Annotated in this window: 27 protein-coding genes; 14 read left to right on the top strand and 13 right to left on the bottom strand. The window is 66.1% G+C overall.

The features are described 5' to 3' along the window. From ABQF30_RS13150 to ABQF30_RS13140, 3 genes are read right to left on the bottom strand one after another with little or no spacing between them, the layout of a single operon-like run. Positions 1-1239: a hypothetical protein gene (locus tag ABQF30_RS13150; RefSeq protein WP_448464274.1), complete on the bottom strand. Its 1239-nt coding sequence runs from the start codon at positions 1237-1239 to the stop codon at positions 1-3. After that, a complete protein-coding gene (locus ABQF30_RS13145) occupies positions 1240-2433 on the bottom strand; it encodes a sulfotransferase family protein (RefSeq protein ID WP_448464272.1) in 1194 nt (397 codons plus the stop codon). Beyond that, positions 2430-2873, bottom strand: coding sequence for a nuclear transport factor 2 family protein (locus ABQF30_RS13140; RefSeq protein ID WP_448464270.1), 444 nt, complete (start codon positions 2871-2873; stop codon positions 2430-2432). Before ABQF30_RS13140 ends, ABQF30_RS13145 begins: the two co-directional genes overlap by 4 nt. A gap of 88 nt (positions 2874-2961) precedes the next feature. Between ABQF30_RS13140 and ABQF30_RS13135 the strand changes: the two genes are divergently transcribed. Continuing rightward, positions 2962-3861 (top strand): SDR family NAD(P)-dependent oxidoreductase, encoded by a 900-nt coding sequence (locus tag ABQF30_RS13135; RefSeq protein ID WP_448464269.1) that lies wholly within the window; start codon positions 2962-2964, stop codon positions 3859-3861. A gap of 105 nt (positions 3862-3966) precedes the next feature. Here ABQF30_RS13135 and ABQF30_RS13130 read toward each other — a convergent pair whose 3' ends face one another. Both ABQF30_RS13130 and ABQF30_RS13125 read right to left on the bottom strand, forming a co-directional pair. Further along, positions 3967-4623, bottom strand: coding sequence for an enoyl-CoA hydratase-related protein (locus ABQF30_RS13130; protein WP_448464267.1), 657 nt, complete (start codon positions 4621-4623; stop codon positions 3967-3969). Continuing rightward, positions 4620-5240 carry a TetR/AcrR family transcriptional regulator gene (locus ABQF30_RS13125; RefSeq protein WP_448464265.1) on the bottom strand — a complete coding sequence of 207 codons (621 nt, stop codon included), beginning with the start codon at positions 5238-5240 and terminating at the stop codon, positions 4620-4622. Before ABQF30_RS13125 ends, ABQF30_RS13130 begins: the two co-directional genes overlap by 4 nt. 106 nt (positions 5241-5346) lie before the next feature. Here ABQF30_RS13125 and ABQF30_RS13120 point away from each other — a divergent pair, with 106 nt between their 5' ends. The 6 genes from ABQF30_RS13120 to ABQF30_RS13095 all read left to right on the top strand — a co-directional run bounded on the left by ABQF30_RS13120 (position 5347) and on the right by ABQF30_RS13095 (position 14415). After that, the gene (locus tag ABQF30_RS13120; RefSeq protein WP_448464263.1) at positions 5347-6060 is read left to right on the top strand and encodes a TetR/AcrR family transcriptional regulator; all 714 of its coding nucleotides are present in this window, start codon (positions 5347-5349) and stop codon (positions 6058-6060) included. Continuing rightward, positions 6060-8663 carry an ABC transporter ATP-binding protein/permease gene (locus tag ABQF30_RS13115; RefSeq protein ID WP_448464261.1) on the top strand — a complete coding sequence of 868 codons (2604 nt, stop codon included), beginning with the start codon at positions 6060-6062 and terminating at the stop codon, positions 8661-8663. Before ABQF30_RS13120 ends, ABQF30_RS13115 begins: the two co-directional genes overlap by 1 nt. Continuing rightward, positions 8660-10390 carry an ABC transporter ATP-binding protein gene (locus tag ABQF30_RS13110; RefSeq protein ID WP_448464259.1) on the top strand — a complete coding sequence of 577 codons (1731 nt, stop codon included), beginning with the start codon at positions 8660-8662 and terminating at the stop codon, positions 10388-10390. The genes ABQF30_RS13115 and ABQF30_RS13110 overlap by 4 nt, the downstream gene beginning before the upstream one ends. A 74-nt stretch (positions 10391-10464) precedes the next feature. Then, complete coding sequence (locus tag ABQF30_RS13105; protein ID WP_448464257.1) at positions 10465-12630, top strand: acyl-CoA dehydrogenase family protein; 2166 nt, start codon at positions 10465-10467, stop codon at positions 12628-12630. A gap of 106 nt (positions 12631-12736) precedes the next feature. Further along, the gene (locus tag ABQF30_RS13100; protein ID WP_448464256.1) at positions 12737-13942 is read left to right on the top strand and encodes a cytochrome P450; all 1206 of its coding nucleotides are present in this window, start codon (positions 12737-12739) and stop codon (positions 13940-13942) included. Then, positions 13939-14415, top strand: coding sequence for a hypothetical protein (locus ABQF30_RS13095; RefSeq protein ID WP_448464254.1), 477 nt, complete (start codon positions 13939-13941; stop codon positions 14413-14415). Before ABQF30_RS13100 ends, ABQF30_RS13095 begins: the two co-directional genes overlap by 4 nt. Here the strand turns inward: ABQF30_RS13095 and ABQF30_RS13090 are convergent. Then, positions 14385-15647, bottom strand: a complete 1263-nt coding sequence (locus ABQF30_RS13090) for an amidohydrolase family protein (RefSeq protein WP_448464252.1) — start codon at positions 15645-15647, stop codon at positions 14385-14387. The genes ABQF30_RS13095 and ABQF30_RS13090 overlap by 31 nt on opposite strands. A gap of 24 nt (positions 15648-15671) precedes the next feature. Here ABQF30_RS13090 and ABQF30_RS13085 point away from each other — a divergent pair, with 24 nt between their 5' ends. Beyond that, positions 15672-16520 carry an AraC family transcriptional regulator gene (locus ABQF30_RS13085; RefSeq protein ID WP_448464250.1) on the top strand — a complete coding sequence of 283 codons (849 nt, stop codon included), beginning with the start codon at positions 15672-15674 and terminating at the stop codon, positions 16518-16520. Here ABQF30_RS13085 and ABQF30_RS13080 read toward each other — a convergent pair. The 4 genes from ABQF30_RS13080 to ABQF30_RS13065 all read right to left on the bottom strand — a co-directional run bounded on the left by ABQF30_RS13080 (position 16511) and on the right by ABQF30_RS13065 (position 19275). Beyond that, the gene (locus ABQF30_RS13080; protein ID WP_448464248.1) at positions 16511-16846 is read right to left on the bottom strand and encodes a hypothetical protein; all 336 of its coding nucleotides are present in this window, start codon (positions 16844-16846) and stop codon (positions 16511-16513) included. The genes ABQF30_RS13085 and ABQF30_RS13080 overlap by 10 nt on opposite strands. Then, positions 16843-17475, bottom strand: coding sequence for a TetR/AcrR family transcriptional regulator (locus ABQF30_RS13075; protein ID WP_448464246.1), 633 nt, complete (start codon positions 17473-17475; stop codon positions 16843-16845). The genes ABQF30_RS13080 and ABQF30_RS13075 overlap by 4 nt, the downstream gene beginning before the upstream one ends. Continuing rightward, positions 17472-18545, bottom strand: coding sequence for an oxygenase MpaB family protein (locus ABQF30_RS13070; RefSeq protein WP_448464244.1), 1074 nt, complete (start codon positions 18543-18545; stop codon positions 17472-17474). The genes ABQF30_RS13075 and ABQF30_RS13070 overlap by 4 nt, the downstream gene beginning before the upstream one ends. A gap of 70 nt (positions 18546-18615) precedes the next feature. Next, positions 18616-19275, bottom strand: a complete 660-nt coding sequence (locus tag ABQF30_RS13065) for an O-methyltransferase (protein WP_448464242.1) — start codon at positions 19273-19275, stop codon at positions 18616-18618. 23 nt (positions 19276-19298) lie between these two features. Here ABQF30_RS13065 and ABQF30_RS13060 point away from each other — a divergent pair, with 23 nt between their 5' ends. From ABQF30_RS13060 to ABQF30_RS13050, 3 genes are all read left to right on the top strand, one after another. Further along, positions 19299-20006, top strand: coding sequence for a histidine phosphatase family protein (locus tag ABQF30_RS13060; RefSeq protein ID WP_448464240.1), 708 nt, complete (start codon positions 19299-19301; stop codon positions 20004-20006). A 107-nt stretch (positions 20007-20113) separates the two neighbouring features. Next, positions 20114-20410, top strand: a complete 297-nt coding sequence (locus ABQF30_RS13055; RefSeq protein ID WP_448464238.1) for a hypothetical protein — start codon at positions 20114-20116, stop codon at positions 20408-20410. Between the two features lie 106 nt (positions 20411-20516). Further along, a complete protein-coding gene (locus tag ABQF30_RS13050) occupies positions 20517-21434 on the top strand; it encodes a DMT family transporter (RefSeq protein ID WP_448464236.1) in 918 nt (305 codons plus the stop codon). A 4-nt stretch (positions 21435-21438) separates the two neighbouring features. Here the strand turns inward: ABQF30_RS13050 and ABQF30_RS13045 are convergent, their stop codons facing one another. From ABQF30_RS13045 to ABQF30_RS13035, 3 genes are all read right to left on the bottom strand, one after another. After that, entirely contained in the window at positions 21439-22590 is a 1152-nt protein-coding gene (locus tag ABQF30_RS13045) for an MCE family protein (RefSeq protein WP_448464972.1), read from the bottom strand. Between the two features lie 229 nt (positions 22591-22819). Further along, a complete protein-coding gene (locus ABQF30_RS13040; RefSeq protein ID WP_448464234.1) occupies positions 22820-23527 on the bottom strand; it encodes an SDR family NAD(P)-dependent oxidoreductase in 708 nt (235 codons plus the stop codon). A 28-nt stretch (positions 23528-23555) separates the two neighbouring features. Then, complete coding sequence (locus ABQF30_RS13035; protein WP_448464232.1) at positions 23556-24131, bottom strand: TetR/AcrR family transcriptional regulator; 576 nt, start codon at positions 24129-24131, stop codon at positions 23556-23558. 107 nt (positions 24132-24238) lie between these two features. Here ABQF30_RS13035 and ABQF30_RS13030 point away from each other — a divergent pair, with 107 nt between their 5' ends. The 3 genes from ABQF30_RS13030 to ABQF30_RS13020 are packed head-to-tail and all read left to right on the top strand — an operon-like array spanning position 24239 to position 26263. Beyond that, positions 24239-24805 carry a carboxymuconolactone decarboxylase family protein gene (locus tag ABQF30_RS13030; RefSeq protein ID WP_448464970.1) on the top strand — a complete coding sequence of 189 codons (567 nt, stop codon included), beginning with the start codon at positions 24239-24241 and terminating at the stop codon, positions 24803-24805. 1 nt (position 24806) lies between these two features. Continuing rightward, entirely contained in the window at positions 24807-26078 is a 1272-nt protein-coding gene (locus ABQF30_RS13025) for a cytochrome P450 (protein ID WP_448464230.1), read from the top strand. Next, positions 26075-26263: a ferredoxin gene (locus tag ABQF30_RS13020; RefSeq protein WP_448464228.1), complete on the top strand. Its 189-nt coding sequence runs from the start codon at positions 26075-26077 to the stop codon at positions 26261-26263. The genes ABQF30_RS13025 and ABQF30_RS13020 overlap by 4 nt, the downstream gene beginning before the upstream one ends. Positions 26264-26267: the final 4 nt, after the last annotated feature.

The following is a 26267-nucleotide window of genomic DNA, read 5'->3' as shown; positions in this document are numbered from 1 at the left end:
TCAGATTGTCCCTTCGGGTAGCCGGCGCAGATACGCGCTGCGTCGCGCGGCAAGTTCGGCGGCACGCTCCTGCGTGGTCACCGGCTGCAGGTCCTCGGCGGTCAGATCCTCGAGCCGAACCACCCGGCCATGTGCACCGAGATCCTCCCGGGGACCGTCGGGCCCGAACTCCGCCATCCTCAGCGTCAGAATGCCTTCGGTCAGTCCGTCGGTGTCGATCCAGTTCCGCACGCCGGGATCGCTGGCCGAGATGACGTAGGTGTAACTGCCGTCCGCGTTCGGGGTGGACTGAGCTTTGTTGAGGCTGCCGGTGCGGTCGACGATGTCCAAGGTGGTGCCCCAGATGTTGCTCAGCGGCACGGTGAAATACTCTGCGCCGCCGTCGTTCACGTCGACGACGAAGGCTTCGTCGGGCAGCAGGTCGAACCGGCCCATCACATACACCTGGTTGCGCATGGCCCCGGCCCTGTCGGCCGACCAGGCCAGGTTGAAACGGTTGGCCGGCATCTTGTAGGCCCCGTGGCTGAGCTTGCCGGTGAAATCGGCGAAATAGGCCATCATGGCGGCGGTGGCCTCGGCCTGCTCGTCGAGCGTGCGGGGCGCCGACACCGGTGGCGCACCGAGACGTTCGACCGCGAAGTGGTTGGGATCATCACGCGCCCAGTCCAGCAGGACGTCCCGGATGTAGAACTCGTGCGCAGCCGACGTGGACTGCACGTGGTTGGGCCGGCCGTTGGCGGGTTCGGAGTCGACCGTGATGGTGAACGATCCGTCGGAATCCACCGCCATGGTCCGGCCGTTGAGCACGTCGACCGTTCCCATGTTCGCGTCCCACAGCGTGAAGTAATTCTCCGTCATCCGGTGATCCCCTACGCGGCCGCGGATCTCGTACCGTTCATCGCCGGAGATGGGGATCACCCGGTACACGCTGTCCGGATTGTCGATGCCCCAACGGGATCCGGGGATGGCCCGGCCATCCACCGGATGAGCCAGCCGGGTGATGCAGCTGACCTTCGGCCGCAGCTTGTCCTGGTTCGACGACCACACCGCTGCCGAGAACATCACCTCGGCAAAGGCATCCGCGAACCGCGCCCGCATCGCATCAGATGGTTTGGCCCGGCTCAACCAGGTGTCGGCGACACTGCGGTAGGCGGCCTTGACGGTGGGGTGCTCGGTCAACTCCAGTGCCGCCAACTCCTGTTCGTGCTGTTCGGCGGACGCGATCGGATGTTCGGACAACTAGCTCCTCCTTGAGGTCTGGGCGTCAGTGCGGTACCGCGCGGTGTACGCCGCGAATCGCTCGTCGACCTGGGCATCGCTGAGTCCATAGCTGTGCAGCGCATAGACCGGGCGTGTGGCCTCGCGGGGACGCTCGACCAGCCAGCGTCGCATGGCCGCTTCAGCATCGGCGGTCAACTCCAGTCCGATGGCGTCGTAAACCCTGGCGATCTGCCCGATGGGGTCGGCGACGGCATCGGCGAATTCGATGTCTGTGACCCGCGCGGAGTCGTCGGGCCAGCTGTCGCGGGTGGTCATCGCGCGGTCGACCGCCCATCCCATCCTCTCCAGCCACTGCGCACCGACCGCGTGCCGGTCGACCATGTCGGAATGCATCGCGTGCAACGTTGCGTTCAGGCTGGCACCCGATGCGATGGTGTCGCGCGGATCGCGGTGCATGTGCACGATGTGAACATCGGGGAACTGGCGCCGGAGCGTATCCAGATAGCCAAGGTGCGCAGGCGATTTCAGCACCCATCGGCGGGTCGCATCGCCGTGCCGGCGCTTCTGCCACTGCAGAAACTGCAGCATCCGGTGCAGATATTCGTAGGCGGGCGTGAAATCCTGTGCGTCGATCCAGGACCGGTATGCGGGCACCTGTGCACCTGACTCCGGCACGTGGGACAGAAACGCATCGGAGAGGAAGACGATCTCTTCCTCAGGTTCGAGCGCATACATCGGATGGATGGCGAACAGTTCCGGCGCCAGTTCACGGGACTTGGCTTCCCTGGCCAGACTGATCGCGATCCTGGGGTCCTCGCCGTCGAAGGGGTAGCCGAGTTTGGGTGCCGCCTCGACCACCTCCCACCCGTACGCGCAGTGAAAGCGGCGGTCGGCGGCGAGCAGGCGCTGTGCCAGTGTGGTGCCGCTGCGCATCATGCCGACGACCACGACGGGCGCGACGATCTTCTCTTCCACGATCGCCGGGAACCGCCGGATCCATTCCTGGGCACGGAGTCTCATCCGCAGGCTGTGCACGATCCCGGACCGCAGGATGTGCACGCCCACCTCGTTGAGGTCGGCCCGCGCGTAGTCGGCCAGCAGATGCGTCAGCGGGGTCTCGAACAGGACCGGGCCCCAGTCTTCGAGACCTTCTTTCTGCTGCGCCGCCGACAGCACCTGCGCCGCATCGAAAGCCGCGCGCTGCGCAGTCACCACTTGAGGTGGTGGCTCATGTCGCCGACCTGATCGACGAACATCGTCCGGGAGTCGAACCACCACACGTCATCGATGCGGTGGAAGGTGTCGTGATAGTGGCCTGTGACGATGACCTGCAGCGGCAATTCGGCTGTCGCTTGGGTGACAAGGTAGTAGGACCGGCTGGTGGCCGTCCCCTGATCGTCGTCGACCTCGATGCGCACGTTGCTGGTGTGGTGCCGGGTCTTGGGTGTCCCGTCGTCGTGGATCCGGGTCGCGAGCTCGTACATCTGCCGCACGCCTGCGGTTCCGGTGAAGACGGTCTCCGGTGGGCCGTTCTCGATACCGCAGATCCGGCCGTGCGCGAACAGCTCGGCGACCCCGTCCAGGTCGCCTGCATCCAGCAGCTCGGCGTAGGTGTAGATGAGGTTCTCGATGTCACGCGCGCTGTTACCCAAGGTGATTGCCCATCTGGTTCGAACTGCTAATTAACCAGCCGGGGGCGGGGTGTGTCAATGCTCACAACCGGCGGCTAGCCTCACCCCTGTGACACCGCAGACAAGCAAATGGTCGCCGAGTCGGCTCGGCGATCTGACCGGCAAGCGCGTCATCGTGACCGGCGCGACGAACGGGGTGGGGCTTGGCACCGCCCGGGCGCTGGCGCGGGCAGGCGCGCACGTCATCCTCGCGGTACGCAACACCGAACTGGGAGCACAGCGGGCGGCCGAGATCGGTGGCTCCACGGAAGTGGTGAAGCTCGATCTCGCCGACCTGTCGTCGGTCCGGGCGTTTCCGACCCTCTTCGAAGGACCCGTCGACATCCTGATCAACAACGCGGGCGCGCTCAGCCAGACCCGAACCGACACCGTCGACGGCTTCGAGATGACGCTGGGCACCAACCTGCTAGGCCCGTTCGCGCTGACCAATCTGTTGTTCGACCGCGTTCGTTCGCAGATCATCAACGTCGGCTCCGACGCGCACCGGTCGGCCACCCTGCGGCTGGACGATATGCACCTGCGTCGCCACAAGTGGACGGTGTTGGGCGCGTACGCCCGATCGAAGCTCACGGTCATGCTGTGGGGCCTCGAATTGGACCGCAGACTGCGAGAAGCGAAGTCGCCCATCGTCACTCAACTGACCCACCCGGGTTGGGTCGCCTCCAACCTGCCCAATGTTTCGGACAAGCCGCTGATGTCGGTGGTGCAGCGCGGCGTCAACGCGGTAGCCGACATGCTCGCCAACGACATCGATGCCGGGGCAGCGCCGACGCTGTACTGCATCAGTGAGCCGATCCCACCCGGCAGCTATGTCGGTGTCGAGGGCAAGTTCGGACTGCGTGGTAGTCCGGTGCTGATCGGCCGGTCAGCACTCGCTTGTGACTACGAAATCGCCGCCGAAGTGGTGCAATTCGCCGAACGTGAGACGGGGACGACCATCCCGGTCTGACGCAGCATCTACGCCTAGGATTGCAGCTCAATACTGACCCACATCCTCGACGTAACGATGGATGGCCCTAAGTGCGCCAGTAACGCTGTGGCACAGACGTGCGCACTAGGTCGTCTGCAGCGCCGTAACGGCTTGGCCGAACATCGTCTTCTTGATCGCGCCGAGCGTGCCGTGATCCTTGCCGCCCAGCGGGCGCAGCAGTTCGGTCGCCGTCACCGTGACCGAACCTTCGCCTGCGGTGGCGTCGACGAGGCCGTGCTCACGTGCCTCGATACCGCCGAACCGGCGACCCGTCGTCATGGAGGCGACCGCGGCCTGCGGGGTCAGCTTGGCTTGGATCAGCGCGGCCATCCCCGGTGTGAACGGGATGTGGATGTCCACCTCGGGGAAGCAGAAGTAGCCGCGGTCGGCGCGCATCACGCGGTAGTCGTGCGCGATGGCCAGCATCGCGCCGGCGCCGAACGCATGCCCCACCACCGCCGCGGCCGTCGGGATGGGCAGCGTCAGGATCCGCGCCAGCAGGCCCTGCACCTTGCCGACATACCAGGCGCCCTGATCGCTGTGGGCGCCGAGCCAATCGAGGTCAAGGCCGTTGGAGTAGAACTTGCTGTCCGCGGTGGTGACCAGACCGTGTGCGCCCTTGTCGAGGACCGCGTCCAGCAGCGCGTCGACCTCGTCGAGAAACTCGGGCGAGAAGCGGTTCTCGTCGTCCCCGAGGTCGAGCACGGCGATGTCGCCGTCGTAATCCAGTGTAGGTGTCATGGTGTTCCCTTTCTCCAGGTGCCCTGTGGTGGTGGCCCGACGGCCAGTACGGCTTCTACCGCGGCGCACAGATGGCGGCGTGCGGTGGTGTCGGCAAGTCTGTTGCGGTGCAGCAGGATTGCCGTCGGCAGGTCGACGATGCAGGTGGTGACCGTGTCGACGGCTGCCCGGTCCCGGCGTCCCCAGGCGCCGTCGGCAAGGTGGATCATCAACTCCACCAATCTCTTTTCGAGTTCTTGAAGCTCGGCGGCCAGATCTCCGGGCAGTTCGGTGTCGAGCACCTCTTCGCGGCGCATCCGCAGCAGCAGGGTGGCCGAAGCCGGGTGGCGTTCGGCGAAGGCTACCGGTGCTTGGGCAGCGGCGGCTATCGCGTCGGTGCCCGGCCGGGCCGCGTCCACCAACTCGCGCTGCAGCGCCAGGAACCGGCGCCCGGCCCGCAACCACGCACGACTCAGCAGGCCGGCCCGGGATCCGAACGTGTGGTAGATCGCGCCGTTGGACAACCCCACCGCGGCGCTGATCGCGCGGACCGTCACCGATGCGGGCCCGGCGGCGACGGCCAACGACTCGGCGGCGTCGAGGACGACGTCCGGTTCGTAGAGGCGCGGCCGTGGCATGCCGTCACGATAACAGAGCAATTGCTCCGTTATGAATAGGTGGAGGTTGACGACCGGTAAGGTGACCCTTAGTTTGTGGGGGTAACTTTCCTTTTGGGGGTAAGCCGTGGCACTTCACGATGTCGCATCGCGCGTCGGCGGTCGTCCGCCGCTCATCGCGGTGGCCGACATCGTCGAGGCCGGGCGTGAGCTGGGTATGCGACGGCTCAGTGTCAACGCCGTCGCCGCTCGTCTCGGCGTCTCGGCGACCGCGCTGTATCGACACATCGGCGGCCGGTGGGAGCTTGAGCGGCTGGTCGGGGAAAGCCTCCTTGCCCAACTCGAAATCGCCGATGATCCCGATGAAACCATCGAGGAACATCTGTTGTCCTTCGGGATGCAGTTGCACGGGTTCGCGCGCGAGCACCCCGGCCTGGCGGCCTATCTGCAGCTGCTGTTTCCGCGCGGTGAGGCCGGTGCGAGGCTGCTCGCCGACGAGGTTTCCCTTCTGGGTCGACGCGGTTACACCGCCGAGGCCGCAGCATTGCTCAGCAGCTCGGTGGCCGTCCTGGCCATCGCGCTCGCGGCCCAGCACGAGATCAAGGCCGAAGCCAGCCACACCGATGCGGGTTTCGTCCGCGAGCGCGACACGGTCGCCGAACGCCTCGCAGGAGACGCCGCCCTCGGTCCGGTGCACACCGCCGGGATGCAGCTCAGCAGCAGGCAGTACGTGGAGCTTCTACTGAACGCTTTGATCCGGGGATTGCTGACCGCGACGCAACCGGACAGACAGATCGACGACATCGTGGCGGAGTTGACCGCCACGGGAGAGGACCGCTGATGGCACGCGGATTCCAGGGAGTGATGTTGCGCGGCTTCGGCGCGCGCGATCACCAGGCAACCGTGGTCAGTAGGGAGCAGGTGACACCGAATCTGCTGCGGATCCGGATGGTCTCACCCACGGTGTTCGAAGATGCGGTGGCCGAGCCGACGTCCTATCTCCGGTTCTGGATACCGGACCCCGAAGGCTCCAAGACTGAATTCCAGCGGGCCTACACGATGACCGAAATAGACCCCGAGAGTGGGCATTTCACCATCGACGTGGTGTTGCACGAGCCGTCGGGCCCGGCGTCCCAATGGGCGCGGGCCGCCGACCCGGGCGACACCGTCCCGGTGGTGGCTCTCGGTTCGCCCGGGTTCACCGTTCCGGAGGAACCCCCAGCCGGCTACCTGCTCATCGGCGACGCCGCGGCCACCCCGGCCATCAACGGCATCATCGGCGCTGTCCCGCGGGACATTCCGATCGAGGTGTACCTCGAGCAGCATGACGAGAGCGACCTGCTCATTCCGATCGCCGAGCATCCGTTGATGCGCCTGCACTGGGTGGTCCGTGAAGACACCACGTCGTTGGCTGCCGCGATCGAAGCGCGGGACTGGTCGGACTGGTACTGCTGGGTGACGCCGGAGGCCGGCTCCCTCAAACATCTGCGCGCCAGGTTGAAGGGCGAGTTCGGGTTTCCCAAGACCGAGTTGCACCCCCAGGCCTACTGGACCGAGGGCCGCGCGATGGGCACCAAGCGCGACGACGAGCCGGCCGACAGCACTTCCTCCGAAACCGCCGAAACCGCCAAAGCCGCCAAACCGACTGAACCCGCTGCGGCCGAACCCGTTTCGAAGCCGGCCGCGGTCCAGCCAGCCCGCGGTAACTGGCGAGCCCAAGCCGCGGGCCGGCTGCTGGCGCCGTTGAAGAGTCAACTCATCATCTCCGGCGTGCTGCAGGCCGTGATCACGCTCGTCCAACTGGCGCCGTTCGTGCTACTGGTCGAGTTGGCCCGGCTGCTGCTGTCGGGTGCCGACTCCGACCGACTGTGGACCCTCGGCCTCACCGCCGTCGGCCTGCTCGGCACCGGCACGTTCCTGGCCGCCGCGCTCACGCTGTGGCTGCACTGGATCGATGCCCGCTTCGCCCGCGATCTGCGCACCCGGCTGCTCACCAAGATGGCCAGGCTGCCGTTGGGCTGGTTCACCGCACGCGGATCGGGCTCGATCAAGCAACTGGTGCAGGACGACACGCTGTCCTTGCACTACCTGGTAACCCATGCCATCCCGGATGCGGTCGCGGCCGTCGTCGCCCCGGTTGCGGTGCTGGTCTACCTGTTCACCGTGGACTGGCGGTTGGCGCTGGTCTTGTTCATCCCGGTGCTCACCTACCTCGTGCTGATGTCGGTGATGACGATCCAGTCCGGACCCAAGATCGGGCAGTCGCAACGCTGGGCCGAGCGGATGAGCGGTGAGGCAGGTGCCTACCTCGAAGGACAGCCGGTGGTGCGAGTGTTCGGCGGCGCGGCGTCGTCGAGCTTCCGGCGCAGGCTCGACGAGTACATCGGTTTCCTCGTAGCGTGGCAGCGCCCGTTCACCGGCAAGAAGTCCCTGATGGATCTGGTGACGCGGCCGGCCACCTTCGTGTGGCTGATCGTTGTCGTCGGCACCCCGATGATCATCGCCGGTGCCATGGATCCGGTCAGCCTGCTGCCGTTCCTGTTGCTCGGCACCACATTCGGGGTCCGGCTGCTGGGCATCGGATACGGGCTCGGCGGGATCCGCGGCGGCATGCTGGCCGCCCGTCGTATCCAGAACACGCTCGATGAGTCCGAACTCGAGGTGCGCACCGAGGAAAGTGTGCCCGACGCCCCAGGTGACGTTGCTTTCGATCGCGTGACCTTCGGCTACCGGCAGGGCGTCCCGGTGATCCACGACGTTTCATTGACTCTGAAACCGGGCACCGTGACCGCACTGGTCGGGCCGTCGGGTTCGGGCAAGTCCACCCTGGCTGCGCTGCTGGCTCGCTTCCACGACGTCGGTGACGGAGCGATCCGGCTGGGCGGCAAAGACATTCGATCCCTCACCGCCGACGAACTGTATCGTCGGGTCGGCTTCGTGCTGCAGGACACCCAGCTGGTACAAGGCACCGTCGCGGAGAACATCGCGCTGGCCGATCCCGACGCCGGCATCGACCGGATCCAGGCGGCCGCGCGCGATGCCCAGATCCACGACCGCATCCTGCGGCTGCCCGAGGGCTACGACACCCCGCTCGGAGCGGCGGCCAGCCTGTCCGGCGGTGAGAAACAACGGCTCACCATCGCGCGGGCGATCCTCGCAGACACCCCGGTGCTGATCCTCGACGAGGCAACCGCTTTCGCAGATCCCGAATCGGAATACCTTGTGCAACAAGCACTCAACCGGCTGACCAGAGATCGCACGGTGCTGGTGATCGCACACCGGCTGCACACGATCACCCACGCCGACCAGATCGTGGTGCTCGACGGCGGCCGGATCGTCGAAACCGGAACGCATGAGGAACTTCTCGCCAAAGCCGGGCGCTACCACCAGCTGTGGGAAACCGGACGCCGCGACACCGTCACTGCCGGGGAGGCTGCCCGATGATCCGCACGCTGATCACCCTCGTACCCGCTGCGATGCGGCCCAAGGTGGGCCTCTATTCAGCTTTGACGCTGTTCTCGGTGCTGATCCGCGCGGTCGGCACCGTACTACTGGTGCCGCTGGTTGCCGCATTGTTCAGCGATACGCCCCAGGACGCGTGGCCGTGGCTGGGCTGGCTGACCGCTGCCACCGTGATCGGCTGGGTCGTCGACACCACGACCTCGCGGCTCGGCTTCGATCTGGGCTTCGCGATGCTGGACAACACGCAGCACGACGTCGCCGACCGGCTGCCGAACATTCGGCTGGACTGGCTGACGGCCGAGAACACCTCGACAGCCCGCCAGGCGATCGCGTCGACCGGGCCGGAACTCGTCGGCCTGGTGGTCAACCTGCTGACCCCGCTGATCGGTGCGATCCTGCTGCCGGCCGCCATCGCGCTGGCTCTGCTGTCGGTGTCGCTGCCGCTGGGTCTGGCGGCGTTGGCCGGTGTGGTGGTGCTCCTCGGTGCGCTGTGGGCGTCGGGCCGGCTGAGTCGTAAAGCCGACAGCGTCGCCGACGAGACCAACAGTGCGTTCACCGAACGGATCATCGAGTTCGCGCGCACCCAGCAGGCGTTGCGGGCAGCCCGCCGGGTGGAGCCGGCCCGCAGCATGGTCGGTGGGGCGCTGGCCGCCCAGCACGGGGCCAGTGTTCGGTTGCTGGGCATGCAGATTCCCGGACAGTTGCTGTTCAGCCTGGCCAGCCAGTTGGCGCTGATCTTCCTCGCCGGCATGGCCACGATGCTGACCGTGCAGGGGTCGTTGAGTGTGCCCGAGGCGATCGCGCTGATCGTCGTGATCGCCCGCTACCTGGAACCTTTCAGCGCGCTGAGCGAGCTGGCACCGGCGATCGAGTCCACTCGGGCCACCCTGGGCCGGATCCGCAAAGTTCTGGACGCCCCTGCGCTCACCGCCGGCACCGCGGGGCTGGGCGACCCGAAGTCCGCGCCGCGCATCGAGTTCGACAACGTGAGCTTCGGCTACGGCGACACCCCGGTGCTGTCCGACGTCAGTTTTGTGTTGGAGCCGGGCGGTACCACCGCGATCGTGGGACCGTCCGGATCGGGCAAGAGCACGATCCTGTCGCTGATCGCCGGGCTGCATCAACCGACTGCCGGCCGGGTCCTGATCGACGGCGTGGACGCCGCCACGCTCGATCCTGAAAGTCGGCGAGCCGCAACAAGTGTGGTGTTCCAACACCCGTACCTGTTCGACGGGTCGATCCGGGAGAACATCCTGGTGGGCGATCCGGCCGCCGACGCCGAGCGGCTGTCCGGCGCGGTCCGGCTGGCCCGGGTCGACGAGTTGACCGGCCGGTTGCCCGACGGCGAGCTGTCGAAGGTCGGCGAGGCGGGTGCGGCGCTGTCCGGTGGTGAACGCCAGCGGGTCAGCATCGCGCGTGCACTGGTCAAGCCCGCGCCGGTGCTGCTTGTCGACGAGGCGACCAGCGCACTGGACACCGAGAACGAGGCGGCCGTGGTCGACGCCCTCACCGCGGACCTGCAGGCCCGCACCCGCGTGATCGTCGCGCACCGCCTGGCCAGCATCCGTCATGCCGACCGGGTGCTGTTCCTCGATGGTGGTCGCATCATCGAGGACGGCGGGATCGAGGAGTTGCTTGCCGCAGGCGGGCGATTCGACGAGTTCTGGCGTCAGCAACACGAGGCTGCCGACTGGCGGATCACGCACTGACCCGGTTGTCGACCTCGTGTGGCGACACGTCAAGCTGATCCTGTGACACGCGTCATGGCCGGAAGGGGCTGAACATGGGAATCGCACTGACCGACGACCACCGCGAACTCGCTGAGGTCGCCCGCTCCTTTCTGACCGCGCAGAAAGCCAGGTCCGCCGCCAGGGAACTGCTCGACGCTCCGGAGGAGACCCGGCCCCTGTTCTGGGGCGATCTCGCCAAACTCGGATGGTTGGGCTTGCACATCGCCGAGGAGCACGGTGGGTCCGGGTTCGGACTGCCCGAGCTCGTCGTGGTCGTCGAGGAACTCGGCCGCGCCGCCGCGCCCGGGCCGTTCGTGCCGACCGTGGTGGCCTCGTCGATCATCGACCAGGCCGGTACTGCGGAGCAGAAGACGCGGCTGTTGCCCGGTCTGATCGACGGCACGGTGACGGCCGGCTTCGGTATCGCCGACGGCATCGCGGTCGACGGCTCAGTCGCCACCGGTAGTGCGCGGGTGGTATTGGGCGGTGGTTCTGCCGAGTTGTTCGTGCTGGTGAGCGGCGACGACGTGCTCGTGGTCGAGCGGGCCAGAGACGGTGTGTCGGTGGAGGTTCCGACGAATCTGGATTTGACCCGGCGCTCGGGCCGTATCGCATTCGACGGCGTCGCGGTGTCCGACGCCGACATCCTGCCCGGCGCCCGCGCCGCGGCGATCGCCCGGGCGAGGGTCCTGCTGGGCGCGGAGGCCGCCGGAGGCGCGTCGGACTGCGTTGACGCCGCAGTCGAATATGCCAAGGTGCGTGAGCAGTTCGGCCGCACCATCGCGACGTTCCAGGCGATCAAGCATCACTGCGCCAACATGATCGTGGCGGCCGAATCCGCGGTGGCGCTGGTCTGGGACGCCGCGCGGGCAGCTTCGGACGATGAACAGCAGTTCCAGCTGATGGCCGCTGCCGCTGCGGCCCAGGCGTTTCCGGCGTATGTCCGCAACAGCGAACTCAACATTCAGGTGCACGGCGGTATCGGCTTCACCTGGGAGCACGACGCGCATCTGCACCTGCGCCGCGCCATGACGGTGCGCGCGGTGCTGGGTGGTGACGGGCCGGCAGCCGATGTGTTCGATCTGACCGTGGCGGGCGCGCGCCGGGCCAACAGCCTGGATCTGCCGCTCGAGGCCGAGGCGCTGCGGGCGACGGTGCGAGCCGATGTCGCCGAGATCGCGAAACTCGACGAGGCGGCCCAGCTCGACAAGCTGATCGCCACCGGATACGTGATGCCGCACTGGCCGAAGCCGTGGGGCCGCGCCGCGGATTCCATCGAGCAGCTGGTCATCGACCAGGAGTTCCGGGCCGCAGGCGTCAAGCGACCGGATTACGGCATCACCGGCTGGGTGATCCTCACGCTGATCCAACATGGAACCCCTTCGCAGATCGACCGATTCGTCGACAAGGCGCTGCGCAAGGAGGAGATCTGGTGCCAGCTGTTCTCCGAACCCGACGCCGGATCCGACGCCGCGGCGATCAAGACCCGGGCCACGCGGGTCGACGGTGGCTGGAAGATCAACGGACAGAAGGTATGGACCAGCGGGGCGCACTATTGCCGCCGCGGCCTGGCCACTGTGCGCACAGATCCCGATGCGGCCAAGCACGCCGGGATCACCACCGTGCTGATCGACATGAAAGCGCCGGGCGTCGAAGTGCGTCCGCTGCGGATGATCAGCGGTGGTTCGGAGTTCAACGAGGTGTTCTTCAACGACGTGTTCGTCGCCGACGAGGACGTGGTTGGTGAACCCAACAGCGGTTGGACGGTGGCACGGGCGACCCTGGGCAACGAGCGCGTCAGCATCGGCAGCGGGTCCGGCGTCGTCGGCGTCGACCCCACCGCACTCATCCCGATCCTCGCCGAGCACCCAGATTCGTTGGCAGGGGCCCAGATTCGCGTCGGCAACTTCATCGCCAACGACCATTCGATGCGGCTGCTGAACCTGCGCCGCGCGGTGCGCAGCATCGAGGGCGCGGGACCCGGCCCGGAAGGCAACATCACCAAGCTGAAGCTCGCCGAACACATGGGTGAGTTCGCGGCGATCTGGTGTGCGCTGCTCGGGCCGGACGTGGCCCTGATGGATGGCCCCGCGGCGATCGCCGCCCAGATGGCCATGGGTGCTCGGGCGATGGCGATCGCCGGCGGCACCTCTGAGGTCACCCGCAATCAGATCGCCGAGCGGATCCTCGGGATGCCACGCGATCCGCTGATCAGGTAGGCGGCCCACCGGAGCCGTCTGAACCCAACACTTGAATCTGCGCTACTGTAACTATTACAGTTAGTCGTCCCGCAATGGTGACGGCTGGTTGGCGAGCGGAGGTCAGGTGACGACGGCACAGGTGGTGTTCGATCCGTTCTCGGCCGATTTCTTCAATGGTCCGTACGAGACGTACCGCCGCATGCGCGTCCAAGCGCCGGTCTACTACAGCACCGAGTACGACTTCTATGCGCTGACCAGGCATGCCGATGTCGCCGCTGCGTTCAAGGACTTCGAGACGTACTCGTCGGCCTACGGCGTCGACCTCGGCTTGGTGCGGACCGGGCAGAAGGCGCCCGCCAAGATGCTCATCTCCATCGACCCGCCCGAACATCGCCACATGCGCAGCCTGGTGAACAAGGTCTTCACCCCGCGAGCCATCGCCGCGATGCGCGACATGGTCGAGGAGCAGATCGAACGCTACCTGAGCGCGGTGGATCCAGATGGATTCGATGTGGTGCAGGATTTCTCGGCGTTCTTTCCGGTTGAGATCATCACCACGATGCTCGGTGTCCCTGCCGAACATCGACAGCAGGTGCGGTTGTGGATAGACACCTCATTGCACCGGGAGCCGGGCCAGATCGACATGTCCGAAGCCGGCGTCGAGGCGATGGCTCAGGCCTGGGTGATGTACTACGAGCTGATCAAACAGCGCCGCGCCGAGCCTCGGGACGACATGATCAGCCGGCTCGTCGCCGCAGAGGTCGAGCGCGAGGACGGTCAGACGACCCGCTTGCGCGACTCCGAGATCGCAGGATTTGCAACGCTTCTCGGTGGGGCCGGCGCGGAGACCGTGACCAAGCTGGTGGGCAACGCGGCGGTGATGTTCGCCAAACATCCCGAGCAGTGGCAGATGCTGTATGAGGATCGCAGCAAGATCCCCGCCGCGATCGAGGAGTTGCTGCGCTACGAGGCGCCGGCCCAGTACAACGTGCGGCGTTCACAGCGCGAGGTCCAACTGCACGGCGTCACGATTCCCGAAGGCAAACCGGTATTCCTGGTGGGAGGTTCGGCGAACCGCGATCCGCAGGCGTGGACGGATCCCGACGTCTTCGACATCGACCGGGACCGCACCAAGGCGCAGAACCTCGGGTTCGGCTACGGCATTCACAGTTGCCTGGGCGCCGCGCTGGCTCGGCTGGAATGCACTGTCGCCCTTGATAAGCTGCTCGACTTCATGCCCCGGTACGAGGTGGACTGGGCCGGATGTGAACGCGTCAGCATGCAGAACGTCGCGGGCTGGTCGCACGTGCCGGTGCGGGTGGTGCGATGACCTACCGGCTGCACGTCGTCGCGGCCAACGCCGCGGATGTCGCCGCCCACGCCGCGGGCCTGATCGTGGACCGGGTGATGGGCGGCTGGCGCGTGACCGCCGCACTCGCAGACCCGTCCGACACCCGAACGCTGCGGATCCTCGGCGTCGAACTGCTCGACGCCGAGGCCGAGGCGGAGCTCGACGATGACCGCTGCGTGCTGGCCATCGACGCGAAGCGCTACGCCGACGCAGCGTCGGGTGATACACGTGGTCTGTTGTCCCAGCGGGCCGAGGTGCTTGTTTGGGGTGGTGCCCCGGAGACTGACCATTCGTTCGAGCATCGGCTGAGCACCGCCGGGCGAGCGTTCAAAGCGCAAGCCCTTGCTGCAGCCGGTTTTCCGTCGCCCGCGGTGGGCTTGACCGAGAACTTCGCCTCGGCCGGCTCGTGGGGAAAGGGTGATCAGGCCTTGGCGAGCTGCTTCTGTTCGTAGAGCCGGGCCCACTCGGCGCGCGGGCGGATCGACACGTCGACATCAGCGCCCTTGGCACGCAACGCTTTCACGGTTGCCTCCTCGCGTGGCGTGCGTGCAAACGGATCCCACCCGAAGAACCGGCAGGAGTTCTCCCAGGTGATCTTGTTGATGTCGGAATCGTCTGCGCCGGCGGCGTTCAGCTCGGCCAGCACCTGTTCGGGGGCGTCGGGCCAGAAGCAGTCCGAGTGCGGGTAGTCGCATTCCCACGCGATGATGTCGATGCCGATTTCGTGACGCAGCTTCAACGAGGTCTTGTCGGTCACGTAGCAGGCCAGTGAGTGCTCACGGAACACGTCGCTGGGCAACTTGTCGCCGAAGTCGCGGCGCAGCCACTTCTGGTTGGTGTAGTGCCGGTCGCTGCGGTCCAGATAGAAGGGAATCCAACCGATTCCACCTTCGGAGAACGCGAACTTCAGGTCCGGGTAGCTGCGCATCGCCGGACCCCACAGCAGATCCTGCGCGCACATCGCCGAGACCTGGGTGGCCAGGATGATGAGGTTGTCGATCGGTGCGTTGGGCGCCATGCTGATCGCGCCGAACCCGGTGCCGATGTGCAGACACATCACCACGTTCTCTTCCGACAGGGTCCGGAACACCGGGCCCCAGTATTCGTCGTCGTGGTAGCTCGGAAGCCCTTCCAGGTGCGGCAGTTCCGGCATCGTCACCGCGCGGCAGCCCTTGGCCGCCACCCGGCGGATCTCTTTGCACATGGCTTCGGGATTCCACGTGGGCAGGACCGCGATGGGAATGAACCGGTCAGGGTAGGAGCCGGCCCATTCGTCGATGTGCCAGTCGTTGTAGGCCGACACCATGACGAGTGTGACCTCTTCGCGGTGCATGTTGAGGTGGCGTGCGGAGAACCCGGTGAAGGTGGGGAAGCACATCGAGGCCAGGATGCCGTTGCGGTTCATGTCGCGCACACGCTCGTGCACGTCGTAGACGCCTGGCCGCATCTCGGCGAAGCCGGCGGGATCACGGCCCCACTCCTCGGCCGGCCAGGACACCACGGCGTTGAGCCCGCTGACCCCTTGCGGGCGCCCCTGGTACATCCATTGGTCGACGCCCTTCTCGTCGGTGACGACGATCGGCGCCTCGGCCTTGTACTTGGCCGGCACGTGGTTCAGGAACATGTCGGGGGGTTCCACGACATGGTCGTCGATGCTCACCAGGATGAGGTCGTCGGTTCTCATAGTTCAGTAGTACCGTCTAGCGGTGTGACCGTCTCTGCGCTTTCGGACAGACATTTTGCCGGAACGGCCAACAGCAGTTTGAGCGTCGAATCGGCCAGACCGGTGATCGAGTTGCGCCGTGGCGGTCGTGCCCCGGCCGGAAGCTACCTCTACGAGGGCGAAGGGCTGATCACCGGCTGGCACTCCCATGAGGTGCACCAGATCGAATACGCCCTGCATGGAGTGGTCGAGGTGGAAACCGACAGCGCCCACTACCTGCTTCCGCCGCAGCAGGCCGCCTGGATCCCCGCAGGCCTCGAGCATCAGGCGGTGATGAACCCCGACGTCAAGACCGTCGCGGTGATGTTCGATCCGCGGCTGATCCCGGGCGGCGACCGAGCCAGGATCATCGCGGTTTCACCGCTGATCCGGGAGATGATGATCTACGCGCTGCGTTGGCCGATCGACCGGGCGCACGGTGATGACATCTCCGACGGATTCTTTTCGACCCTGGCCAGCCTGGTCGCCGAGGCGCTCGACCACGAGGCCCCGTTGAGCCTGCCGACCTCCGAGCACCCGATCGTGGCGGCCGCACTGGCCTACACGAAGGAGAACCTGGCCTCGGTGACCGCCGACGAGGTCAGCCGCGCGGTGTCGGTCTCTGAGCGGACGCTGCGGCGGCTGTTCGCTGAGACGCTCGGATTATCCTGGCGCACTTACCTTCTGCACGCTCGGATGTTGCGGGCCATGGCGCTGCTGGCGGCGCCGGACCAGTCCGTGCAGGCGACCGCGACGGCGGTCGGGTTCGAGAGCCTCAGCGCGTTCACCCGGTGTTTCACGCAGTTCTGCGGGCAGACGCCGTCGGCGTACCGGGCTCGCGCACGTCAGACCTGACGGTCGTCATCCGCAGTGACGATTGCTGCGTGCCGCCACAGTTCGATCACCACCCAGCCGAGGATGAGCGCACCGATCGTCGTCACCGGGATCGCCCAGGCGCGCTTCACCGCCAGCGCGCTGTTGCACTCGCCGACGTATCCACTGTGCAATGCTTCGTCGGCTATCGCAGCTTGCGTGAGGGCGGAGCCAAACCCGTTGCCGCACTTGATCTGAAAGCCCCACTGATCGTAGGAATCGATGAAGACGGGCATCCAGAGCGCGATCAGGCCTCCGATCAACAGCAGGATCCCGGCACTGAGGATCAACAATCCCTTGTTGGTCATGATTGCCTTCGCGTGGCCCGCATCGCTCGGTAGGCGGCGCTGCCGAAGACGTCGGCCAAGCCCTCTGGGTCCTGATCGGCGTCGAGCATCATGCGCACAGCGGCCTCACCGATCGCGAGGAACACCTCGGTGAGTGGGCCCAGCACCCGATCGACATCTTCGACCTGCCATTTCTCCAGCAGGGGCCGCATCACCAGTTCGACCTGACTGCCGATCTGCGCGCGACCGCGCGTAAACGCCTTGGCAACGACGGGATCTCGGTCGGAGGCGAACATGATCTCCCATGAGGCCCGGCGCTCACGAACGGTGGTGAGAAGGACGCGGAAGCCGTCGATGAAGATCTGCTCGACCGACCCGGTGCGGGGCGGGGGCAGCATGCCGGCCAGACTCGTCAGCACCAAGCCCGTTTCACGCTCGAGCAGGGCGGTCAACACCTCACCGCGTCCGCCGTAGCAGGCGTAGACCACCGGGCGGGTGACCCCCAGACGAGTGGCGATGGCGCCCATCGTCACGTTCGCGACGCCTTCCTCGGCGGCGATGCTCAATGCGGTGTCGAGGACTTGGGGGCGTCGCCGTTCGGGGCCGAGGTGCTCGGCTCGATGGTGTTTGGTGGTCTGCGGCAGTGTCATCGGCCGATCGAGCCCAGGATCGGCTGAGACTCGACGATGCCCTCGTCGCTGGGCGCCTCGCCCTCGCCGAACACGCGGACCAGTTGCTTCTCGCGGAATTCGAAGTGCGCCTGGCTCGGTGCGTCATAGCCGTAGCGCGCCTGCGCTTCACGCGGTGTCATGGTGACCGGATTGTCCGGCTGGGTGGACAGCAGGACGCGCGCGCCGATCGGCAGGGTGGCCGGGGATATCAGCCTGAGCAGAAGCAGCTGGAGGCGCTTGCTCATCGCGATGACCGTGAATGCCATTCGCAGTGGCGGTACCACCGCCGCATCCAGAACACGAGATATGTTGAGCCCGGCCATCTCCCGCATCCATCGCGGCATCGTCGCCAACGTGCCGCGCCGCAGGAACGCGGTGATCACCTGGGTGAACGGCCGCAGCAACAGCGGCATTTGCGGGAGCATCACCTCGGCGCGCAGCAGGTGTCGCATCGCTTGCTTCGCGATATCGGAGCCGATCAGCTGCGGCCTCATCTCCTCGAAGTAGCGTTGCACACCCGCACGGCTGAGCGGCACATCGGCGGGATCGATGGTCTGCAGCTCGGCTGCGCGCGCGCATTCCTCCCAGTACCTCGCCTCCTCCTCGGCCGCAAGCCTTCCGGGACCGTACTTTTCGTACGCGACCAAGATCGAGTGCCAGGCGGTCAGGTGGATCCACAGCTGTGAAGCCGGATCGTTCGCGTTGTACGTCGTGCCGGTGACCGGGTCGACGCCGATGGCCTTGGAGTGGATCTTGACGAGCACATCGGCGGCCTTGGCGGTCGATCGGCTGTCGTCGAACGCCACCATGGCGAAGTAGCGCAAGGTTCGGTCATAGCGGGTTCGGGGCCGCGCGTAGATCTCGTGGGTCTTGTCGACAGCCGCGACGAGTGCGGGGTCGAGCTCCTCGATCACCACGGCGCGCTGGAATCCGATCGACAGCGAGGTGGGGTAGCTCCACACCTTCCACGTCACCGAATCGGGACCGAAGAACCCGTAATCCTCGGCGGGCTCGGCCTTCGGCAAGGACAACCACTCACGCATGCTCATGGCCCCACAACCTTCCTACACTGTGTAGGAACTTTCCTACAGCTTGTAGGAAATCGCGTCAACCCCCGGCTCAGGAGCGGCAGCTGATCTCCATGCTGTCGCTGTCGCGGGCCAGGAAGTTCACGCTCACGTATCCGTTGCCGGGGTCGCGCACATGGTCGAGGTACGGCTGGGTGTCGGCCATCGAGGTGTTGTCGGCAACCAGCAGCGCACCCGAAACCAGTCGCGGCTCCAACAGCTTGAGCACCGGAAGGTAGAGCTCCTTCCACCCGTCGAGCAGGACGAATCCCACGTCGCCCGTGACCGCCTTGAGCGTCTCCAGCGCGTCACCATCCAACACGGTGATGACGTCGTCCAGGCCGGCTTCGACGAAGGTCTTCTTCGCGGCGGCGACCTTGTCGGCGCTCAGTTCGGTGGTGAAGACCCGGCCGGTGATGTTGTCGCGCACTGCCGAGGCCAAGTGCAGCGCGGACAGGCCGAAAGACATCCCGAACTCCACCACGACCTGGGGCCTGGTTGCCCGCACCAAGGAGTACAGCAGGCGGCCCGCCTCGCGGGTCACCGGCATGTAGACATCTCGCAGCGCGTCGGCCCGCTCCTGTGCGGTCGCATCGGCGAGCCGGGCGAAATCGCGCGGGCCCGCCTCACGCGCCTTCGCGTGCTGTTCGTCAGCCGCGGTGTACAGCCGGTCCAGGACGCCGGAGACTCTGTCATCGTTGAGGGTAGCCACGCTAACGAAACTACGCGGACGGGATGAACATGGGCCGAGGGAAAGCTGTGCAACTGCTATGCGTTGCGGTGGTCGCCGCGGTGCTGGCCGGACTCGGTCTCGCACCTGCAGCGGCCGCTGGCGGCTACCGGACCATTACCCTCACGTTCGTGCGGCACGCCCAATCGGCGGGGAATGCGTCGGGCCTCATCGACAGCTCGACGCCGGGGCCACCGATCACCGAGTTGGGGCGCGGACAGGCGGTCGCCAGCGCGCAGAAGCTGGCAGGCAACCGCTACGACGGCATCTTCGCCTCCACGATGATCCGGACGCAGCAGACCGCCCAACCCATGGCCGACGCCCTGCGCGAGCCGGTCACCGTCCTGTCCGGGCTCCGCGAAGTCGAAGCCGGCGTGTATGAGGGCCAACCGGAGGCAAGCGCCGCCACCTACTTCGCCGCGCCGCAGCAGTGGCTGCAGGGAAACCGGGCCGCTCGGATTCCTGGATCGATCGACGGCAACGAGTTCGACGGTCGCTTCGACGAGGCAGTCCAGCAGATCTATGACAGCGGAGACGACAATCCCGTCGCCTACTCACACGGCGCCGCGATCATGCTGTGGGTCAGCATGAACGTCGACAACCCCGATCCGCAGTTGCTGATGCGCCATCCGCTCGACAACACCGACTACGTCGTCGTCAAGGGCAACCCGACGGACGGTTGGACGCTGGCCGACTGGGACGGCGACGTGTGACGTGCGCTGCCGCTGCCGGCGACGTGCGGTGCCCGTCACTACGGACTCCCGCGTCCGGCCGGGCAGAGCTACTGTGAGCCATGGCATCCAGGATGGGAGCGGGGCAGATGAGGTTTCGGTTGTTGCCATACGTCACCGTCGAGGTCGATGAGCGGTTGCGCCAGCGGATACGAATCCGTGGCGAGCGGCTCCGGATCAACGTCAGGGCCTATTTGCGCAGCGCGGCCGACGACGTCGAGACCGCCAGCGGCCGAGTGCGGAACTTGTGCGACACCGCGGTGAACCGCGTCGACTTGGCTGTGGCGTCGGTCAACGACAAGATCGCGCCCGCACCGCAGCCGGTGCCGCACGCCGAAACCCCGGAGGCCGATCAGACGGTGCGGCCACATCTGCAGGTCGTCTGACCCAGATCGGCACACTCTGTTCCGGCGCTCTACCGTTGGAGTGACTGGCCTTCTCGCCTCATCATCAAGAGGGGCCGAAACCTGGCCCGAAAGGGGTTGACGAGGCTTGCTCGGCAACAGTCTTGCGGTGCTGTTCGCCCTGTGCGCAGCGGTTTTCGCGGCTATCGGCATCGTGGTCCGGCAACGGGCCACCTTGGATGTCCCGGCCGAAAAGGGCGTGAGCACCGTCATGCTGCGCACGCTGCTGCGCCGCAAACTGTGGTGGGCGGGAACCGCGTCAGCAGTGGCCGGGTATGCATTTCAGGCCCTGGCTTTGGTTTACGGATCTTTGCTCCTGGTGCAACCGGTGCTGGTGTCCGCGCTGTTGTTCGCGCTGCCGATGAGCGCCCACCTTGCGCACCGTCGGGTGACCCGTGCCGAATGGTTGTGGGCGCTGCTGCTGACCACTGCACTGACGGTGTTCGTCGTGTTGGCGCGGTCCAGCAGCGGCCATTACGCGGTTTCGGTGTCGACGTCCGTGACGGTGGCCGTGGTGTGCGCGGTCGCGGTCACGTTGTGCGTGCTGGTCGCCACGCGCAGCACCAGCTGGCGTCGCGCGGTGCTGCTGGCCGTCGCGGTGGGCGTGATGTTCGGTGTCGTGGCAGTGCTGACCAAGATCGTGATGCACATGGTGGCCGAGGGCAGTCTGCTCGCGACGCTGACCACCCCGGCGCTGTACCTCGTGGTCATGCTCGGAGTGGTGGCGACTCTGTTGCAGCAGTCGGCATTCCACGCCGGGTCGTTGCAGACGTCGGTACCCACGATGCTCGTGCTCGAGCCGGTTGTCGCGGTGGTGCTGGGCTCGATCGTGCTCGGTGAGCATCTGTCCATCACCGGGTGGGAGCCCGTGGCGCTGTCCCTGGCGATCGGGGCGATGGTCGCGGCCACCATCGCACTGGGCCATGACGAGGGCGCCTACGAAGAGGAACTCGAGGCCGAACTCGAGGCGGAACTCAAGGCGAAGGCCGCCGGCAAGGGCGTCTGACTCGTCACGGATTGATCGTGCGTTCGCCGATCTGGCGGCCCCAGACGTACTCGGCCATGATCGGCTGGCCCAATTCGAAGTGGTTGTACGGCGCGATGGATGCCCCGGTGTCGAGCACCAGATACGGATGCGGCCACAGGTTGCGGGTGATCGGCTGCCAGCATCCCGGGCGGCCTTCCGGCCCTCCTTTTGCGTTCACCCGTGGCAGGTTGTCCGGGTACACCCACGCGTTTCCCGCGCCCACCGCGAAGCTGAGTATCTGGAACGAATACCCGTTGTTCGTCTGCTGGGCGAACTTCGGCGCGGCGTCGTGATAGTTGTGGATCATGCAGTACAGCGCGGGGCTGTTGCGGTCCAGCATCTCGCTGACCGGCAGCAGGTCCTGCGCGCCGCGCACCAGATAGGGGCCGCCGCGCTCGAAGATGTCGCCGCCGGTGTTGCCGAACCCGACCGCCGCCACCAGCGCCTGATCCAGATTGCCGCGCTGCTCGTTGAGGGTGCGCGCGGTGGTCACCGCATTGGCCAACCCGTCGAACAGATCGGGACCCGCATCGGCGTACACGTCGCCCAGATTGGCCAGACCGGTGATGTCACGACGGATCTCGGGCATCCGCGGATTGATCTCGCCGAGAATGTCGTTGCCGTTGACCAGCGACTGGCCGAACTTGCCGCCGAGGCCGTCGAGCGCTTGGGCGGCCGCGGTCAGGGTCTCGTTGAGTTTGATCGGATCGACCTGTTCGGAGATCGCGGTGATCGTCTCGAACAGCGTGTTGAACTCCGTCGTCACGCCCTGGGCCTGAATCGGCGTCGATGCCGAGATTCGTTCGGGGGACGGATCGTCCGGTGCGAGAAAGGAGATGTACTTGTTGCCGAACACCGTGGTGGCCCGCAATTCCACGATGGCATTGGCCGGGATCAGACTGAGGTACTTGGGTTTCACGTCGAGCGTCAGCTTGGCCTGCGGATCATCATCGGTGTTCACCACGTCGACGGCGGCCAGCCGGCCGACCGGCACGCCGTTGAAGGTGACCTTCGAACCGGGATCCATGGATAGTCCGGAACGACCGGAGAGCACCGTCAACTGCGTCTTGGGCTCGAACACACCCCGGAACTGCATCCACGTCAGCGCCAGGACCACCACGACCACGATCACCATGACCGCGCATGAGGTCTTGTAGGGCGGGTCATAACGCCAATGTTTGAACCGCTCACCGAATCGATCCCGAAATGTCGCAGATGACGCCACGCGCACACCCCCCGACTATTGACGCAGCGAGATGGATCCCCTCAGCAAACTGTCGCAAATATCCGGAGACAAAAGCAACGAATTGGGATAACTGCGCGCAATATCAAAATCGGAGATGTTCACACACCGGGACCAATCGCTACGTGTTGCGGCCGCCGTTGACGCCGACGATCTGACCGGTGATATAGCCCGCTTCCTCAGAAATGAGGAATGAACAGGTGGCGGCGATGTCCTCGGGCTTGCCCATCCGCCGCACCGGGGTGGCGTCGATGGTGTGCTGGATATCGCCCAATTCGCCACGCGCCTCGGCAGCACGCAGCATCGGGGTGTCGATGAAGCCCGGCGGTACGGCGTTCACGGTGATGCCGGCAGGCCCGAATTCCAATGCCAGGGATTTGGTCAGCCCGTTCACCGCGGATTTGGCCGACACATAGTGGCTCATATAGGGCGTACCGGAATGCGTGCTGGATGACGAGATGTTGACGATGCGGCCCCACCCGGCGGCGATCATGTCGGGCAATGCGGCCTGCACGACGTGGAACACGCCGTTGAGGTTGACGTTCACCACGCGCTGCCATTCTTCGAAAGTGATGTCGGTGAACGGCTTGAACCCACTGAGGCCGGCGGCGTTGACCAGGATCGTGACGGGGCCGAGTTGCTCTCGCACGGCCTTGAACGCGGCGTCCACCTGCGTGCGGTCGGTGACGTCGGCGGCGTACGCATTCTCGGCGTCGGTGGCAGTCAGGTCGAGGGTGGCCACCCGGTAGCCGTCGGCGGCGAGTCGCTCGGCCACCGCCTTGCCGATCCCCGAAGCGCCACCGGTCACCAGTGCGGTCTTGGTTGTCATTGTCGTCCTTTCGGTAATTTGTTGAATATCAAGCTTTTTCGGCACGCCGGGTGGCGCGCAGGCCAAGGGTTCGCCGGCCTGCATCGATCAGATGCCGGTAGAGGTCGTCGGCGGCGAGGTCGGCAGACGCGGGACCGGCGGCACCGGCGATCCCGGAGAACACCACCGCCGCCTTGACCATCCCGCCCGGCCCCTGATCGATATCGGCCAGCAGCGCCATCTGACGGTTGATGACGGCATCCCATTCCGGGCGGGTGCGCAGCGCGTCGTTCACGCTGGGATCACCGGCGAGCACTGAGACCAATGCCCGGTTGTGCACTGCCAGCTCGGCGTAACCACACAGCATGTGGTCCGCTCGGGCGTGCGCACCGCGCATCCCCTCGGCCTCTTCGACCACGACCGCCAGCTGCGCGAGGATCGGCTCGACCACCGCGGTCAGGAGCTGTTCGCGGGTACGGAAGTGGTAGTAGATGGCAGCCTTGGTGAAACCCAGCTCGTCGGCGATCATCTGCAGCGATGTGCCGGCAAAACCGTTTTTGGTGAACAGGGTGACGGCGGCATCGACGAGGCGCGCCCGGGTCGACTCCTCCGTCATGGTCTTCATCGGTGCTCCTTCCCTCGTGTGCGGTTTCCGTCAATCTACTTTACGATCGTAAAGGAACGTACTAGTCGATCGTAAAGCGGATCGGCTCGCAGAGAGGAACGATGCAGATGTTGACGCCGTTGCCGGCCGAGGATTGGGACGACTCCGCGCGCGATGCGCTGGCCTCCACGGTGCCTCCGGAGCGGCGCAATCCGGACGACGCGGGCAATGCCCTGTCGACGCTGGTGCGCCACCCGGTTCTGGCGGGGGCATTCCTGCCGTTCAACACCTACCTGCAGCAGAGCTCGACACTGCCCGAGCGGGTCAGGGAGTTGGTGATCCTGCGCACCGCGCACCGCCACGGCTGCGCCTACGAATGGGGCCATCACCAGGCGATGGGTCGAGTACTGGGACTGACCGACGACGACATCGTCGCGGCCCAAACCGGTGTCGCCGCAGGCGAATTCGATCAAGCTGTGCTGGATGCGGTCGATGAGCTGCATACCGGGTCCCGGATGTCCGCGCAGACGTGGGCCCGGCTGGGCGAACAGCTCGACGACCGGCAGCGGATGGATCTGATGTTCACGTTCGGCGGTTACAGCACGCTGGCGCTGGCCCTCAACACGTTTGACGTCGAGCTCGAGGCCGGTGCGGGCAACGACGAGTTCTACGCGGCATTGGGAGAGGTGGAGTGAGATGAGTATGCCGGATTTCTTTCGGGACGACAGCCTGGTGGACGATCCCTACCCGTTCCTGGCGCAACTGCGGGAACGATGCCCGGTGCAACGCGAACCGCACCACGACGTGGTGATGGTGACGGGTTACGAGGAGGCCGTCGCGGTGTTCGGCGATGCCGAGAAGTTCTCGTCGGCCACCGCGGTGACCGGCCCCTTCCCGGGATTTCCGGTGCCACTGGAGGGCAGGCCCGACGACGAGGTGGCCGAGTTGATCGACCGGCACCGCGACGAGTTGCCGATGAGCGATCAGATCACCACCTTCGACCCGCCCACCCACACCAGCCATCGCGCGCTGCTGATGGGGCTCATCACGCCGAAACGCCTCAAGGAGAACGAGGACTTCATGTGGCGGCTGGCCGATCAGGCGCTGGAGCCGTACCTGGCCCGCGGTGGTGGTGAGTTCATCTCGGAGTTCGCAGGCCCGTTCACCCTCATGGTGATCGCCGATCTGCTCGGCGTGCCGGAATCCGACCGCGCGGAGTTCGCAGCCCGCATGGGCAGTCATGCCGACGCCGGGGTCGGCAGCACCGGTGCGGACAGCATGGCGCACAGCCCGTTGGAGTACCTGTACGAGAAGTTCTCCGCCTACATCACCGACCGCCGGCGCGCCCCGCGCGGGGACACGCTGTCGGAGATGGCCGCCGCGAAGTTCCCGGACGGGTCGACGCCCGAGGTCATGGATGTGGTGCGGCTGGCCGCCAACCTCTATTCGGCGGGCCAGGAAACCACGGTGCGACTGTTGAGCGGAGCGCTCAAACTCCTTGCCGAGCGCGAGGATCTGCAGGACCTGTTGCGCCGCGAACCCAACCGGATTCCCAACTTCATCGAAGAGACGCTGCGGTGGGAGAGCCCGGTCAAGGGTGATTTCCGGCTCGCCAGGGCCGCGACCACGGTGGGCGGTGTCGACGTGCCCGCCGGCGCGACGCTGATGGTGTGCAACGGCGCGGCCAACCGCGATCCCCGACAGTTCTCCGATCCGGACACGTTCGACGTCAACCGCACGAATTCGCGGCGCCACATCGCGTTCGGCCGTGGCGTGCACTCTTGCCCGGGGGCGCCGCTGGCTCGTGCCGAAGCGAGAGTGTGCTTGGAGCGACTGCTGGCCCGCACCACCGAGATTCGGTTTTCGGAGGCCGAGCACGGGCCTGAGGACGCGCGCCGGTTCAGCTATGTGCCGACCTATATTCTGCGGGGGCTCACCGCGCTGCACCTGGAAGTGACGGCCCGGTGAAAGTTCATGTCGACGACGACCGCTGCCGCGGACACGGGGTGTGTGTGGCGGTGTGCCCCGACGTGTTCGTGCTGACCGACGACGGCTATGCCCAGCCGCAGACTCCCGACGTGGCGGCCGAATTCGACGCATCGGTGGCCGAGGCCATCGATGGCTGCCCCGAGCACGCCATCACACTCGCCTAGTCTC

This window comes from Mycolicibacterium sp. XJ870 (genome assembly GCF_053483975.1).
The sequence above is the reverse complement of the archived record's forward strand: the minus strand, read 5'-3'. Positions and strand labels throughout refer to the sequence as shown.